Source organism: Extensimonas vulgaris (assembly GCF_003337425.1).
In the GTDB taxonomy this organism is placed as follows: Bacteria; Pseudomonadota; Gammaproteobacteria; order Burkholderiales; family Burkholderiaceae_C; genus Extensimonas; species Extensimonas vulgaris.
This window is the reverse complement of record NZ_QPJU01000002.1, coordinates 23,389-36,753: the sequence shown is the minus strand read 5'-3', so window position 1 is coordinate 36,753 and position 13,365 is coordinate 23,389. Positions and strand designations below refer to the sequence as shown.

Genomic DNA, 13,365 nt, shown 5'->3' with positions numbered 1-13,365 from the left:
CGCACCAGGAGCGTTGACATGACAACGATGACAGCCACGAAAGAACCAACCGCGACCAGCCCGGTCAGCGAGCGCGAGTACCGCATGGTGTGCGACTTCCTCTATATGGAGGCGCGCCTTGCGGACGAGTCGCGTTACCTCGAATGGGAGGCGCTGGTCGAGGACGACATGGTCTATTGGGTACCGCTGGGCGAGGGCGACTTCGACATGAACAAGCACGTGTCCATCATTGCCGACAACCGCTCGCGCCTGCGCACGCGCATCGCGCAGCTGGCCACCGGCAAGCGCCACGCCCAGGTGCCGGTGTCGCCCATGCGCCGCCTGCTCAGCAACATCGAGGTGCAGCGTCTCTCGGATGACAGCTGGAAGGCGCAGTGCAACTTCGTGCTCTACGAGTTGCGCAAGTCTTCCACGGGCAAGCTGGAGGTCTGGCCCGGCCGCGTCGAATACCACCTGCGCCGCCGCCCCGACGGCAGCCTGGGCATGTTCCTCAAGAAGGTCATGCTCGTGAACGGCGAGGAAGACGTGCCCAGCCTGGCGTTCATCATCTGATGCCCGCCATGGCGAAATCTTCGACGAAAAAACCCCAGGCGAAAGCAGCCATCACGGGCTTGGGTTTCAGCGCCATGTCGCGCCAGCCCATAGGCAGCGTGCGCGAGCTGGCCGCATCGGCCATCCTCGCGGCGATTGCCGATGCTGGCCTGCGGGTCAAGGACATCGACGGCCTGCTGCTGAACAAAAGCCCCACCGCGCACACGGAAGAACTGCCGCTGCGCATGCAAAACGACATCGGCTTGCGCGACCTGTCCTTGCTCGCCGCCATGGATTCGGAAGGCTCCACCGCGGTGCAGATGGTGCAGTACGCTGCGCTGGCCGTCGCAGCAGGGCTTGCCAAGGCGGTCGTCTGCGTGTTCTCTGACACGCCGATCAAGGAAAAGGGCAAGGGCGGTGGCGACACCTTCGCCTTGGCCATGCCCTTGTCCGGCATCGAGAGCTGGGAGGCGCGGCAGGGCTTTCTGGGGGCGACGGCGGGCTATGCCCTTGCGGCGCGCCGGCACATGGCGCTGTACGGCACCACGCCGGAGCAGCTTGGCGCCTACGCCATCGCCTGCCGCCAATGGGCAGCGCTGAACCCGCAGGCTTTTTTGCGCAAGCCGATCACGTTGCAGGACTATTTGGCATCGCCGTACGTGGTCGAGCCGTTTCGCGTGCTCGACTGCTGCTTTCCGGTCAACGGGGCGATCGCGCTCGTGGTCACTTCGGCGGATCGCGCTGCCGATGCGCCCAGGCCGGCCACCTATATCCATGGCATGGGGCAAGGACACCGTGGCCGCTCGGGCCTGCGCGGTGACGATCCGGAAGTGCTCACGGGCGCGGTGCAAGCAGGCAAGGCCGCGTACCGCAGCGCGGGCGTCACGGCGCGCGACGTGACGCAATGCCAGTTCTACGACGCCTTTTCTTACGCGGGCGTGCTGAGCCTCGAAGGTTATGGGCTTGCCAAACGCGGCGCCGGCGGCGCTTTCGTCGAACGCGGGCACACCGCGCCGGGCGGCAAGCTGCCGGTCAATACGGGCGGCGGCCATCTGTCGGGCTTTTACCTGCAGGGCATGACGCCACTGTCCGAGGCCGTGATTCAGGCGCGTGGCGCCGGGGGCGAACGCCAGGTCAAAAACGACCTGATCCTGGTCAGCGGCAACGGCGGTTGCCTCGACTACCACACCTGTGTGCTGGTGAGCCCGCACCCAAAGCTGCACTGAGCGTGCCTGGCAGGAGAAAACCCTATGGAAGCCATCGAATTGCACCGCTACGACGAGGAGTTCCTCGCCGGCATCGCCAAAAAGCAGCTGCTGATCGCCGTGAACCAGAAAACCGGCGCCGCGCTGGGCTACCACGAGCGCGGCTGGTGCGCGCAGCAAGACCCGAACGTGCGCTGGCAGCGCGCGAGTGGCAAGGCCGAGCTCTTGTCCTACACGGTGACGCGCCGCGCCTACTCGCCCGACTTTCCCGTGCCGCTGGTGCATGGCCTGGTCGAGCTCGAAGAAGGCCCGCGCCTGATTTGCCGCATCGACACCGATGCGCCAGAGAACGTGCAAGTGGGCATGGCCCTCAAAGCCGCTTTCGACGACAAGGGCTTGATTTTCCGCATCGTGCGTGGTCGTGCCGCACACACCGCCAGACGCAAAACGGCACGCGATACCGCAAAACAAAGCCGGCCCATGGCGGCTTGAGCTGAACTGGACTTACGCAAACAAGGATGCAGCAAAGTGCATTGCCCTTGGGGCGTGCGCCTTGCCTGGCCCCGATTTGCGTAAGTCGTGCTGAAGAAACCAAGGAGACTTTTCCCATGCTTCCCCGTGACATGGTTCGGCGCTGTGCGCAGAACTATCCGAACAAGACCGCCTACCTGTGCGGCGACCGCAGCGCCACGTGGCGCCAGATGCACGAGCGTTCCGACCGCTTTGCCGTGGCGCTGCAAAAGCTCGGCCACCGCAAGGACGATACCGTCGCCATCCTCACGCAGGAGACCATCGAAGTCTATGAACACTTCTTCGCCTGCATGAAGATCGGTGCGCCGCGCGTCGGGCTGAACACCCAGTACGCCTGGCCCGAAATGCTGCACGTGCTCAAGGACAGCGACACCAGGTTCCTGCTTGTGCAGGCGCCCTGCAAGCCCCTGATCGAACAGCACCTGGGCGAGATCGCCGCTTTGGGCATCACGCTGATCGGCTACGGCGAAGGCCACGGCCTGCCGCTGGACTACGAGCAATTGCTCGCGCAGGCGCAGGGCGAGCCCGTGTGGCCGGCGCTTGCGGGCGACGACGTGCTGTTCATCAGCTACACCTCGGGTACCACCGGCGTGCCCAAGGGCGTGCTGCTCACGCACGAGGGCGGCGCCAACTGCATCCTGCACTCGCTGATCCAGTTCGGCTTCAGCACGGACGATGTGTGGTACATGCCCGCGGCTTCGGCCTGGGTCGTGGTCATGATGACCTCGCTCGGTCTGGGCAATGGCATGACCATGGTGCTGCCCGACGGCGCATTCCAGCTGCAGAACTATCTGCGCGACGTGGAGCGTTTCAAGGTCACCGTGGGCCTGCTCGTGCCGACCATGCTGCAGCGCGCCATCGCCGAAGTGCGCGCCAATCCGGTTTATGACCTGTCGTCGCTGCGCATGATGATCTATGGCTCGTCCCCGGCCACGCCCAAGCTCATCCGTGATGCCAAGGACACCTTCAAGGTGGCCTTGATGCAGACCTACGCGATGACCGAGGCCACGGGCGGCTGGATCAGCTACCTCACCGACAAAGACCACGAGCTCGCGCTGCGCGAAGAGCCTGGGCTGTTGAAATCGGTCGGGCGCATAGGCATCCACTACGACTGCACCATCCGCGACCCCGAAGGCGCCATCTTGCCCCCGGGTGAGGTGGGCGAGGTCTGGCTGCGCGGCAACACGCTGATGAAAGGCTACCGCAACCTGCCCGAAGCCACGGCCGAGGCCCTGCCCGACGGCTGGCTGCGCACCAACGACATCGGCCGTCTCGATGAACGAGGTTATCTGTATCTGATGGATCGCCAGAAGTTCCTCATCATCACGGGTGCCGTGAACGTGTTCCCGACCACGGTCGAAGCTGTGCTGGTCGAGCACCCTGCCGTCGAAGAGGTGGCCGTGGTCGGCGTGCCGCACCCCGAATGGGGCGAGGCCGTGGTCGCAGCGGTCGTCAAGCGTGCAGGACACGAGCAAACCACGGTGGCAGACCTCATCGATTTCTGCCTCGGCAAGCTCAGCCGCCCCGAGACACCCAAGCACGTGGTGTTCGTGGACACGCTGCCCAAGACCTCGAACGCCAAGCTCAAGAAAAACGAGATCAAGGCCTGGTTGAGTTCTGAACCTGGGCTCGTCCCTTGGAGCACGCAGGTCGAATAAAAAGGAAAAGAAGTTTCCGGGAGCAGGTGCGCGCCACTTGCGCCCGGCAAGAAGAGCCCCTCAACGCGACTCTCTCCTCGAAGGTCAGAGAGAACGCTTCACATCCAAAGTTCAAGGAGAACATGATGAAAAACCGTTTCACGAAACGCCTGGCGGCCACGCTGGCATTGGCCGCTTCGGCGCTGCTCGGCGCCACAGCCTGGGCGCAAGCCAAGCCGCCCCTGAAAATCGGGGCCTATCTTTCCGTGACTGGCCCAGCGTCCTACCTGGGCGCGGGCGCCATGAAGACGGTGGAAATGTATGTGGACATGATCAATGCCGGTGGTGGCATCGATGGCCGCAAGATCGAGCTGTACCGCTACGACGATGAATCCAGCCCGCCGCGTGCGAACACGCTCGTCAAGCGCATGCTCGACAACGACGGCGTGCACGTGATCATCGGTGGCTCGACTACCGGAACGACGATGTCGGCCGTACCGCTGGTTGAGCGCGCCGGTGTGCCCATGTTGTCGCTCGCTGGTGGCACGGTGATCATCGACCCTGTGAAGAAGTTCGTCTTCAAGATGAACCAGACGGACGCCATGGCCATTACGCGCCTCTACGACCACATGCGCAAACGTGGCCTGGCCAACGTGGGTGTGATCGCAGGCACGGACGCCTTCGGCCGGGCCTGCCTGGCCGCGGCGCAAGAGGTTGCTCCCAAAAGAGGGATGAAGATCGTGCGCGAGGAGTCTTTCAACGCCAAAGACACCGACATGACCGCGCAGCTGACCAACCTGCGCCAGGCGCCGGGCATTCAGGCAATCCTGAACTGCGGCTTTGGCGAACCCGCCGTCATCGTCACCAAGAACTACAAGCAACTGGGCATTCCCCTGCCGCACTACGGCACGCACGCGCTGGCGTCCGATGCTTTCGTGAAGCTCGCCGGCGCTGCCGCAGAGGACATGGTGATGGCCAACGGCGCCATCCTGGTGTGGGACCAACTACCCGCCAACAACCCGCAGCAGGGCGTGGTGCAAGCCTACGTCAAGGCCTATCAGGCCAAGTATGGCGAGGTACCCTCGTTCTTTGCCGGCAACGCGCACGATGCCATGCTGCTGATCCGCGAGGCTGTGCAGCGCACCGGCAGCGTCGATCCGGCCAAACTGCGCGACGCGATCGAAGCCAGCTCCGTGCTCGGCGTGACCGGGCCCTTCAAGATGAGCCCGACGGATCACGTGGGTTTGACGGCCACATCGCTGCGCATCGTGCAGGTCAAGGACGGGCGTTGGAAGCTGCTGGAGTAAGTGCGCGTGGACGCTTTCATTCAGTTTCTGTCCTCGGGCCTCACGGAAGGGGCACGCTACGCCTTGGTGGCGCTGGGCTTCACGCTGATCTACAACGCCAGCGGAGCGCTCAATTTTGCCCAGGGTGAGTCGGTCATGATCGGTGGCATGGTCACGGCCGTGCTGCTGCAGACGCAGATGCCCTTCTGGCTGGCCGTGCTGCTCGCGGTGCTCGCGGGCCTGGTGGTGTCTTTGCTGCTGAAGCGGGTGTTCACCTACACCCTGCAGCGTTCGGGGGTGCTGCAGGTGATCATCCTCACGGTGGCCTTCGGCATCATGTTGCGCGGTCTGGCCCATGCGTTGTGGGGCACGCAGACGCGCTCGATCCCGGCGTTCAGCGGCAGCGAGCCTTTGCGCATTGGCGGTGCCACGATACTGCCGCAGGCCTTGTGGGTGATGGGCATCACGGCCGTGGTGCTGGCCGGGCTGGCCTGGTTTTTTCGCCACAGCCGCACCGGGCGCGGCTTTGTTGCCGCCTCGCTGGACCCGACCACTGCGCAGCTCATGGGCATAGACGTCAAGCGTGTGCTGCTGCTGGCCTTTGGCCTGTCGGGCGTGCTGGGCGCGATCGGTGGCATCGTCACCGCGCCCATCACCTACACCTATGCCGACGTGGGCGTGATGGTGGGCCTCAAAGGCATCATCGCCGCGATCATCGGCGGCATGGGCAGCCCTTGGGGAGCGGTGTTCGGCGGTTTTGCGATCGGCCTGGCCGAAGCCATGACGGCGGGCTATGTGTCGTCCGCCTACAAGGATGCCGTGCCTTTCGTGATGATCGTGCTGCTGTTCATGGTCAAGCCCACGGGCTTGTTTGGCCGCCGGCGTGTGGAGCGTGTGTGATGGGAGTGATGGAATCTATGGCCCTTGCGGGTAAACCTTCGAAGGGGCGCGCGGGCGAAAGTGTGACCCGTGGCGCAAGACATGGTGCGGCGCGCACGGCGTGGTTCGCGGCCCTTGCGTTGCTTGCTGCGGTGGCGTTTCCGTTGCTGGTGCCCAATCCGTTCTATCTGGCGGTGGCCAACCTGGTGTTCATCAACGCCGCCGTGGCCGTGTCGCTGACCTTGATGATAGGCACCACGGGGCAGCTGAGCCTGGGCCATGCGGCATTTTTTGCCAGCGGCGCGTATCTGTCGGCGTATCTCTCGACCATGCAGAACTGGCCGGTGCTGCTGGCCATCGTCTGTGCCGTTGGCGGCACGGTGCTGCTGGCCTGGCTCGTGGGACGGCTGTTTCTCAAGCTGTCGGGCTATTACCTCGCGGTGGCCACGCTGGGTGTGGGCTTTTTGCTTGGCATCGTGTTGCGCAACGAGCCGCAGTGGAGCGGCGGGCCGGATGGCATGTCCGTCAACCCGCTCACGCTCGCAGGCCACACCCTGCAAGGCGACGCCGCTTGGTACGGCGTGCTGCTGCTGGTGCTGGTGCTGACGGTGCTCGCCTCGGTCAATCTGCTGCGCTCTCCGGCGGGGCGCGCGCTGCGCGCGCTGCACGACGCCGAGATTGCTGCCACCACCATGGGCGTCGATGTGCAGAGCTACAAGGTGCGCATCTTCGTGTTTTCTGCGGCGATTGCCGGATTCATGGGTGCCCTGTATGCGCATTACTCGGGTTTTGTCACGCCGGATGCGGCTTCGTTTCTGCATTCCGTGCAATTCCTGATGATGGCCGTGGTGGGCGGCATAGGCTCCATCGCCGGGGCCGTGCTGGGCGCCGGCATCGTGACGCTGCTGCCGCATCTGCTGGCCAAGGCGGCCGAGTACGAGACCCTGGTGGTGGGCGGCATTCTGTTTGCGGTGGTGCTGCTCATGCCGCGCGGCATCGTGCCGACGCTGCGCGAACGCTGGCTCGCGCGCCGCACTGCGCACCCGGGGGTAGGCACATGAGCGCCGTCCTGCAAAGCCTTGCGGCAGAAAACGACATCGTGCGCCTCGAAGGCGTGCACAAGGACTTTGGCGGCCCCAAGGTGCTCGAGGACGTCACGTTCTCCTTGAGTCAGGGGCATGTGCACTCGCTCATCGGCCCCAATGGCGCGGGCAAGACGACGCTGCTCAACATCGTGAGCTGTCTTTACCGCCCGAGCGCCGGGCGGGTGCTGATCGACGGCCACGACACCGCCACGCTGGCGCCCCATGCGCTCGCCACGCTGGGCGTCTGCCGCACTTTCCAGAACCTCAAGATATGCCGCAACATGACGGTGCGCGAAAACATCCTGCTGGGCGCGCACGTCGGTCTGCAGGGCGGGCTCTGGGCCGGAATTTTGCGTCTGCCTGCGCTCGTACGGCGCGACCGCGAACTGAGCGACAAGGTGCAGGATCTGCTTGCCCTGGTGGGACTCGACGTTTCGCCCGACAGCCTGCCCGACGCCATGTCCTACGGTGCGCTCAAGCGGCTGGAACTCGCGCGGGCGCTGATCCGCACGCCGCGCCTGCTGCTGCTCGACGAACCCGCCGCGGGGCTCAATCCGAGCGAAAAAGTCGAGATGGGGCGCATCATCGAACGCCTGGCCGCGCAGCACATCACGGTGGTGTTGATCGAGCATGACATGAAACTCGTGATGGGCGTGTCCGACCACGTGGTGGTGCTCAACTATGGCCGCTGCATCGCGCAGGGCACACCGACCGAGGTGGCGCGCGATCCAGACGTGATTGCCGCTTACCTGGGCACCAAATGAATCCCCCTACCGCTTTGCGGCGCAAAGGAGTTATCCATGACGCAGCCTATCCCAAATGTCTCTCGCCCCACGGACGTACAGCCGTTGTTGCGCCTGCGCGGCGTCGACAGCTGGTATGGTCATATCCAATGCCTGCACGGCGTGAGCATGGAGGTCATGCCCGGGCAGCTGGTGGCGCTGGTGGGCAGCAACGGTGCGGGCAAAACCACCCTGCTCAAAACCATCTCGGGCCTGCAGCCCCTGCGCGGCGGCAGCATCGAGCTGGACGGCCAGACCCTGGGCAAGTTGCCGGCGCATCGACGCGTTGGGCGCGGCATTGCGCACTGCCCGGAGGGCCGTTGCGTTTTCGGAGACCTGTCCGTCGATGAGAACCTGCGCCTGGGCGGGCAAACCCGCCCCAAGGCAGAAGTCGAGCGCGAGCTCGAACGCATGTACCAACTGTTTCCTGCGCTCGCGAACCGGCGCAAGGAGCATGCGGGGCTGCTCTCGGGCGGCCAGCAGCAGATGCTCGCGATCGGGCGGGCATTGATGAGTCAGCCGCGTCTGCTGCTGCTCGACGAGCCTTCGATGGGATTGGCGCCGCTGATCGTAGAGGAAGTGTTTTCCATCATCGCGAACCTGCGGCGCGACGGCATGACCATCCTGCTCGTGGAGCAAAACGCGCACGAGGCGCTGCCGCTGGCCGATTGGGCCTATGTGCTCGAAAGCGGGCGCATCGTCCATGAGGGACGCGGCGCGGCGCTCATGGACGACCCGATGGTGCGTGCCGCCTATCTGGGGCTGGGCGCGGACGAGGACGCTCTGTGCGCGGATGAGCAGCTGTTGGAGGAAGCCTGATGCACCGTGATTCACCTGTTGCAGCGAAGCGACTGGGTATGATGCTTGCCCTTTGCGGGCAGCGTTGATGGACGACGGCCCATTTCCTTCCTTGATTTTTGGTTTTATGAGCACTTCTGTTTCTTCTTCTACACCCCAAGCGCAAGGCGAAGGCGCCGCGCCTGCGTACACATTCATTGCCCGCACCAGCGAGGTCGAGCCAGACTACCCGCTGCAGGTGCAGGTCGAAGGGCGGCCGCCGCTGGCCGTGGTGTGCCTCGAGGGCGAATACTTCGTCATGGACGACACCTGCACGCATGGCGACGCCTCCATGTCCGAGGGCGAGATCGTCGGTTGCGAGATCGAATGCCCGTTTCACGCCGGGCGCTTCGACATCCGCACTGGCGCCGCAACCGCCTACCCCTGTACCAAGGCTTTGATGGTGTATCCGGTCAAGGTCGAGGGCGATCAGATATTCGCTGCGCTCGACGCCGGGCACTGCGCGGACGACGCGGCCTGAAATCCTGGCGCGCAAGTCCTATATTCGTGGTCTTGATTCTTTGAGGAGACGCGTCATGGATTTAGGAATCGCAGGCAAGTGGGCGCTGGTGTGCGGCGCGAGCAAGGGGCTGGGCTTTGGTTGCGCGCAGGCGCTGGTGCGCGAGGGCGTGAACGTCGTCATCAACGCGCGCCAGCCCGACACCCTGCAGCAGGCAGCATCTAAATTGATAGCTTCCAGCGCAGATGTATCAAGGGCTAGCGGCCAAAATGGCTTAAAACCCATGGTGCTCGCGGTGGCTGCCGACATCACCACGCCCGAGGGCCGCGCGGCGGTGTTCGGCGCCCCCGGCGGGCCGGGGCGCGACTTCGACATCGTGGTCACGAACGCGGGCGGGCCGCCGCCAGGCGACTTCCGCGACTGGGAGCGCGCCGACTGGCTGCGCGCCATAGACGCCAACATGCTCACGCCGATCGAGCTCATCAAGGCCACCGTCGATGGCATGGCGGCGCGCGGGTTTGGCCGCATCGTCAACATCACCTCGGGCGCGGTCAAGGCGCCCATCAACGTGCTCGGCCTGTCCAACGGCGCGCGCAGCGGGCTCACGGGTTTCATCGCTGGTCTCGCGCGCAGCAAGGTTGCGGCGCAGGGGGTGACCATCAACAACCTGCTGCCGGGCAAGTTCGCGACCGAGCGGCTTGAAGCCACCCTCGTCGCCATGGCCCAGGCCGCAGGTGTCAACGCGCAGGAAATGCGCCGCCAGCAGCAGGCGCAGGTTCCCGCCGGGCGTTTCGGCACACCCGAGGAGTTCGGCGCCATTTGCGCCTTTTTGTGCAGCGTGCAGGCCGGCTACCTCACGGGGCAGAACATTCTGCCCGACGGCGGCGCCTATCCGGGCACGTTCTGATCGGTCGCGCGCGATCGTCCAAGGGCTTCAGGCCCGTTGCGACGACACCCAGATACCCCCCACGATCAGCGCAAAGGCCGCAGCATGGAACAGCTGCGGCGCCTCGCCCAGCAGTGCCGCCGAAAGCAGCGCCGCGAACAGCGGCGTGAGGTTGGAGAAAAAGCTCGCGATGGCCGGCCCCACGCGCTGCACGCCTATGCCCCAGCAGCGGTAGGCCACGACGGCCGGGCCGATGGCGATGAACGCGAGCGCCGCGACGAAGAGCGCATTCCAGGTGACATGCCCACGCCCCGTGGCCCACTCGAAGGCCGAGAGCGCGCCCGACCAGCCCAGGCCGAAGACCACCTGCGCCATCAGCAGCCCAGCCCAGTCGCCGCGCATGCCCGCCGGAGCGCTGGTACGCACCAGCAGCCAGCTGTAAAAAGCCCAGGAAATCGCCGCGAGCAGCATGAACAGGTCGCCCGGCACCAGGCGCAGCGCGAGCAGCTGCGCCCACTCGCCGCGGCTGAGCACCAGCAGCACACCGCCGATCGACAGCAGCGCCCCCAGCACTTGCCGGGCCGCGACCCTGGCGCCGAAAAACAGCGCGCCCACGAGCAGCATCCACACCGGCATGCTCGCGCCCACGAGCGTGACGTTGATCGGCGTGGAGGTCTGCAGCGCCATGTATTGCAGCGCGTTATACAGGCCAATGCCCAGCAGCCCGAGCAGCGCAAAACGCCGCCACTGACCCCACAGCGCACTGCCGGGGCGCAGCACGCCATGGGCCAGCGGCAGCAGCAGCGCGAAGGCCAGCAGCCAGCGCAAAAAATTGAGCGTGAACGGCGAGACCAGCGTGTGCACCATGCGGCCGGCCACGGCATTGCCCGCCCACATCAGCGGCGCGATGACGAGCAGGGCGGTGGTTGCAGGGGTGAGCTTTTGCGTCATGCCGCAACTGTAGCGGGCATGGCGCGCTTGCGGGCGCGGGGCATCACACCTGCATGTTCATGATGTCGGTGTAGGCCTGCACCATGCGGTTGCGCACGTTGAGCGTGGCCTGAAAGCCGATCTGCGCCTTCTGGATCGCGAGCATGGTTTCTTCGAGGCTCACAGCGGGGTTTTCGAGCTGCACCTCGCGCTGCAGCTGCGTGGCCTGGTTCTGGGCCGCGCTCACCGATTGCAAGGCGCCCTTGAGTTCGCTGGCAAAGCCCGCACCGCCGACGCCGCCCGCGTCTGCCTGCGGGGCTGCGCCACGGCGCGCCAGACCGGCGCCCGCAAGGGGGACGGTGGTGCTTGAAATGCGCAGGTCCATGGCAATATCCTTGGAAAGTCGAACGAAGCGATGGGGCAATGCTATTGCGGCGCCGACCTTGCAGCGCGCCGAAATGATGGTCAAATGAACGCCTTATCGGACGAACAGACCCGGGGAGCGCGCGAATAATGACACTGCCCTACCAGCCTGTCGGCGCAGCAGACTTTTTGGTCTGCGCCAAGGCAAATCCCCACAGTTTTTTACGCACCTACGCACCATGCCCGAACTTGCAGAAATACCCACCGCCGCGCCGGCGCGTGCGCCCTGGCTGCAGCGGCTGTCGACGTTGGACAACTCCCAGCGCCTGCGCCTGGGACTGGGCGTGGCCCTGCTCGTCGCGCTGCTCGTGGCTGCCGTGGTGTTCGGCCGGCAGGCCGACTACCGCGTGCTGTTCACCAATTTGAGCGACAAGGACGGCGGCGCCATCGTCGCGCAGCTCGCGCAAATGAACGTGCCCTACAAGTATTCCGAAGGCGGCGGAGCAATTCTGGTGCCTGCCGATCGTGTGCATGACGTGCGCCTGCGCCTGGCGACACTGGGCTTGCCCAAAGGCTCGGTGGTGGGTTTCGAGATCATGGAGGGCGGCAACCGCTTCGGCATGACGCAGTTCCAGGAGCGGGTCAACTTCCAGCGCGGGCTCGAAGGCGAACTCACACGCTCGATACAAGCTTTGTCCTCGGTGCAAAGCGCGCGCGTGCACCTGGCGCTGCCGAATCAAAATGGTTTTTTCCGCGAACAGCAAAAGCCCTCGGCCTCGGTGCTGCTGAGCCTGTACCCCGGGCGCACGCTCGACCGCGCGCAGATCGCCGGTATCGTGCATCTCGTCGCTTCGAGCGTGCCCGAGATGTCGCCCGCAGACGTGAGCGTGCTCGACGACAGCGGCAAGCTGCTGTCGCAAGCGCCCGATGCGGCAGGCAGCGGCGCCGATGCGCAGCAATTGGCGTATCTGCAGCAGCTCGAGCAGCAGTACGCACGCCGCATCATGGAAATCCTCGAGCCCGTCGTCGGGCCGGGCAACGTAAAGGCCCAGGTCACCGCCGAGGTCGATTTCAGCCAGAGCGAGTCCACCTCCGAGCAGCACCGCCCCAACCTCGCACCCGAGGCCAGTGCCGTGCGCAGCCAGCAGGTGGTCGAAAGCACCGGGCCGCAACCGCCCGGGCCGCCTGCGGGCGTTCCTGGCGCAACGAGCAACCAACCGCCAGGGCCGTCAAACGCCCCCATCAATGGCGCCTCGGCGCCGCTGGCGGCGGCCAACGGCCAGCAGCAGGGTGCTGCTGGCGCCGCGAGCAAGCGCGAATCGATCACCAACTACGAAGTGGACAAAACCGTGCGTGTGACGCGCGAAAACCCCGGCGCCGTCAAGCGCCTGTCCGCGGCCGTGGTCGTGAACTACCAGACGCTCGAAGAAAAGGGCAAGACCGTGACCAAGGCGCTCACGCCCGAGCAGGTCGAGCAGATGACTGCCCTGGTGCGTGACGCCATCGGCTTCAACAAGGATCGCGGCGATTCGGTCAACCTCATGAATGCGCCGTTCCAGTCGCTCGCCGCGCCGCCCTCCGAGCTGCCACTTTGGAAGCGCCCTGAATTTCTCGACCTGTTGCGCGGCTATGCATGGCCGATCGGCATGGTGTTGCTCGCCGCGCTGGTGCTGTGGGGCCTGGTGCGCCCCGTGTTGCAAGGCAGCAAATCCGCTGCGGCCGGGCGCAAACTCGATGCGCTCGAAGCCGAGCAACCCGAGCGCCCGCCCCTGCCGGCGCCTGCGGCCCGCGCCGAGGCCCTGCCCCCGCCACCCGAACAAGTGCGCCTCGAAGAGGCGCGTACCCTGGCCAAACAGAACCCCGTGGCCGTTGCCAATATCCTCAAAAGCTGGGTGAATGGCGACGCCCTGCCAGGGTGAGATCGTTGGCCCTTTTTCATTGAGTGACGCCGCC

The 13,365-nt window shown here is 65.3% G+C and carries 14 protein-coding genes; 12 read left to right on the top strand and 2 right to left on the bottom strand.

What is annotated here, in order from left to right; genetic code table 11:
- Window positions 1-18 precede the first annotated feature (18 nt).
- The 11 genes from DFR45_RS03125 (at window position 19) to DFR45_RS03075 (ending at window position 10,140) form a co-directional block, all read left to right on the top strand.
- Window positions 19-552: an aromatic-ring-hydroxylating dioxygenase subunit beta gene (locus DFR45_RS03125; protein WP_241659303.1), complete on the top strand. Its 534-nt coding sequence runs from the start codon at window positions 19-21 to the stop codon at window positions 550-552.
- Between the two features lie 8 nt (window positions 553-560).
- Entirely contained in the window at window positions 561-1,757 is a 1,197-nt protein-coding gene (locus DFR45_RS03120) for a thiolase family protein (RefSeq protein WP_114482667.1), read from the top strand.
- A gap of 24 nt (window positions 1,758-1,781) precedes the next feature.
- On the top strand, window positions 1,782-2,228 hold the full coding sequence (locus DFR45_RS03115) for a Zn-ribbon domain-containing OB-fold protein (protein ID WP_114482245.1): 447 nt from the start codon (window positions 1,782-1,784) through the stop codon (window positions 2,226-2,228).
- A 116-nt stretch (window positions 2,229-2,344) separates the two neighbouring features.
- Window positions 2,345-3,925, top strand: coding sequence for a class I adenylate-forming enzyme family protein (locus tag DFR45_RS03110; protein ID WP_114482244.1), 1,581 nt, complete (start codon window positions 2,345-2,347; stop codon window positions 3,923-3,925).
- A gap of 125 nt (window positions 3,926-4,050) precedes the next feature.
- A complete protein-coding gene (locus tag DFR45_RS03105; RefSeq protein ID WP_158636966.1) occupies window positions 4,051-5,211 on the top strand; it encodes an ABC transporter substrate-binding protein in 1,161 nt (386 codons plus the stop codon).
- Between the two features lie 6 nt (window positions 5,212-5,217).
- Complete coding sequence (locus tag DFR45_RS03100) at window positions 5,218-6,090, top strand: branched-chain amino acid ABC transporter permease (protein ID WP_241659302.1); 873 nt, start codon at window positions 5,218-5,220, stop codon at window positions 6,088-6,090.
- Between the two features lie 8 nt (window positions 6,091-6,098).
- On the top strand, window positions 6,099-7,130 hold the full coding sequence (locus DFR45_RS03095) for a branched-chain amino acid ABC transporter permease (protein WP_170132838.1): 1,032 nt from the start codon (window positions 6,099-6,101) through the stop codon (window positions 7,128-7,130).
- Entirely contained in the window at window positions 7,127-7,918 is a 792-nt protein-coding gene (locus DFR45_RS03090; RefSeq protein ID WP_114482240.1) for an ABC transporter ATP-binding protein, read from the top strand. The genes DFR45_RS03095 and DFR45_RS03090 overlap by 4 nt, the downstream gene beginning before the upstream one ends.
- A gap of 84 nt (window positions 7,919-8,002) precedes the next feature.
- Complete coding sequence (locus DFR45_RS03085; protein WP_114482239.1) at window positions 8,003-8,755, top strand: ABC transporter ATP-binding protein; 753 nt, start codon at window positions 8,003-8,005, stop codon at window positions 8,753-8,755.
- A gap of 106 nt (window positions 8,756-8,861) precedes the next feature.
- Complete coding sequence (locus DFR45_RS03080) at window positions 8,862-9,254, top strand: non-heme iron oxygenase ferredoxin subunit (RefSeq protein ID WP_114482666.1); 393 nt, start codon at window positions 8,862-8,864, stop codon at window positions 9,252-9,254.
- Between the two features lie 55 nt (window positions 9,255-9,309).
- The gene (locus tag DFR45_RS03075) at window positions 9,310-10,140 is read left to right on the top strand and encodes an SDR family oxidoreductase (RefSeq protein ID WP_114482238.1); all 831 of its coding nucleotides are present in this window, start codon (window positions 9,310-9,312) and stop codon (window positions 10,138-10,140) included.
- A gap of 27 nt (window positions 10,141-10,167) precedes the next feature.
- On the opposite strand, the gene DFR45_RS03070 is transcribed toward DFR45_RS03075, so the two are convergent.
- Window positions 10,168-11,070: a DMT family transporter gene (locus tag DFR45_RS03070; RefSeq protein WP_114482237.1), complete on the bottom strand. Its 903-nt coding sequence runs from the start codon at window positions 11,068-11,070 to the stop codon at window positions 10,168-10,170.
- A 43-nt stretch (window positions 11,071-11,113) separates the two neighbouring features.
- Window positions 11,114-11,434, bottom strand: a complete 321-nt coding sequence (fliE, locus tag DFR45_RS03065) for a flagellar hook-basal body complex protein FliE (protein ID WP_114482236.1) — start codon at window positions 11,432-11,434, stop codon at window positions 11,114-11,116.
- Between the two features lie 217 nt (window positions 11,435-11,651).
- Here fliE and fliF point away from each other — a divergent pair, with 217 nt between their 5' ends.
- Window positions 11,652-13,331 (top strand): flagellar basal-body MS-ring/collar protein FliF, encoded by a 1,680-nt coding sequence (fliF, locus tag DFR45_RS03060; protein WP_114482235.1) that lies wholly within the window; start codon window positions 11,652-11,654, stop codon window positions 13,329-13,331.
- The last annotated feature ends 34 nt before the right edge of the window (window positions 13,332-13,365 follow it).

Excerpts from the sequence above, each read along its gene's own strand:
- DFR45_RS03125 (WP_241659303.1), top strand. The coding sequence starts at position 19 with ATGACAACGATGACAGCCACGAAAGAACCAACCGCGACCAGCCCGGTC.
- DFR45_RS03120 (WP_114482667.1), top strand. The coding sequence starts at position 561 with ATGGCGAAATCTTCGACGAAAAAACCCCAGGCGAAAGCAGCCATCACG.
- DFR45_RS03115 (WP_114482245.1), top strand. The coding sequence starts at position 1,782 with ATGGAAGCCATCGAATTGCACCGCTACGACGAGGAGTTCCTCGCCGGC.
- DFR45_RS03110 (WP_114482244.1), top strand. The coding sequence starts at position 2,345 with ATGCTTCCCCGTGACATGGTTCGGCGCTGTGCGCAGAACTATCCGAAC.
- DFR45_RS03105 (WP_158636966.1), top strand. The coding sequence starts at position 4,051 with ATGAAAAACCGTTTCACGAAACGCCTGGCGGCCACGCTGGCATTGGCC.
- DFR45_RS03095 (WP_170132838.1), top strand. The coding sequence starts at position 6,099 with ATGGAATCTATGGCCCTTGCGGGTAAACCTTCGAAGGGGCGCGCGGGC.
- DFR45_RS03090 (WP_114482240.1), top strand. The coding sequence starts at position 7,127 with ATGAGCGCCGTCCTGCAAAGCCTTGCGGCAGAAAACGACATCGTGCGC.
- DFR45_RS03080 (WP_114482666.1), top strand. The coding sequence starts at position 8,862 with ATGAGCACTTCTGTTTCTTCTTCTACACCCCAAGCGCAAGGCGAAGGC.
- DFR45_RS03075 (WP_114482238.1), top strand. The coding sequence starts at position 9,310 with ATGGATTTAGGAATCGCAGGCAAGTGGGCGCTGGTGTGCGGCGCGAGC.
- DFR45_RS03070 (WP_114482237.1), bottom strand. The coding sequence starts at position 11,070 with ATGACGCAAAAGCTCACCCCTGCAACCACCGCCCTGCTCGTCATCGCG.
- fliE (WP_114482236.1), bottom strand. The coding sequence starts at position 11,434 with ATGGACCTGCGCATTTCAAGCACCACCGTCCCCCTTGCGGGCGCCGGT.
- fliF (WP_114482235.1), top strand. The coding sequence starts at position 11,652 with ATGCCCGAACTTGCAGAAATACCCACCGCCGCGCCGGCGCGTGCGCCC.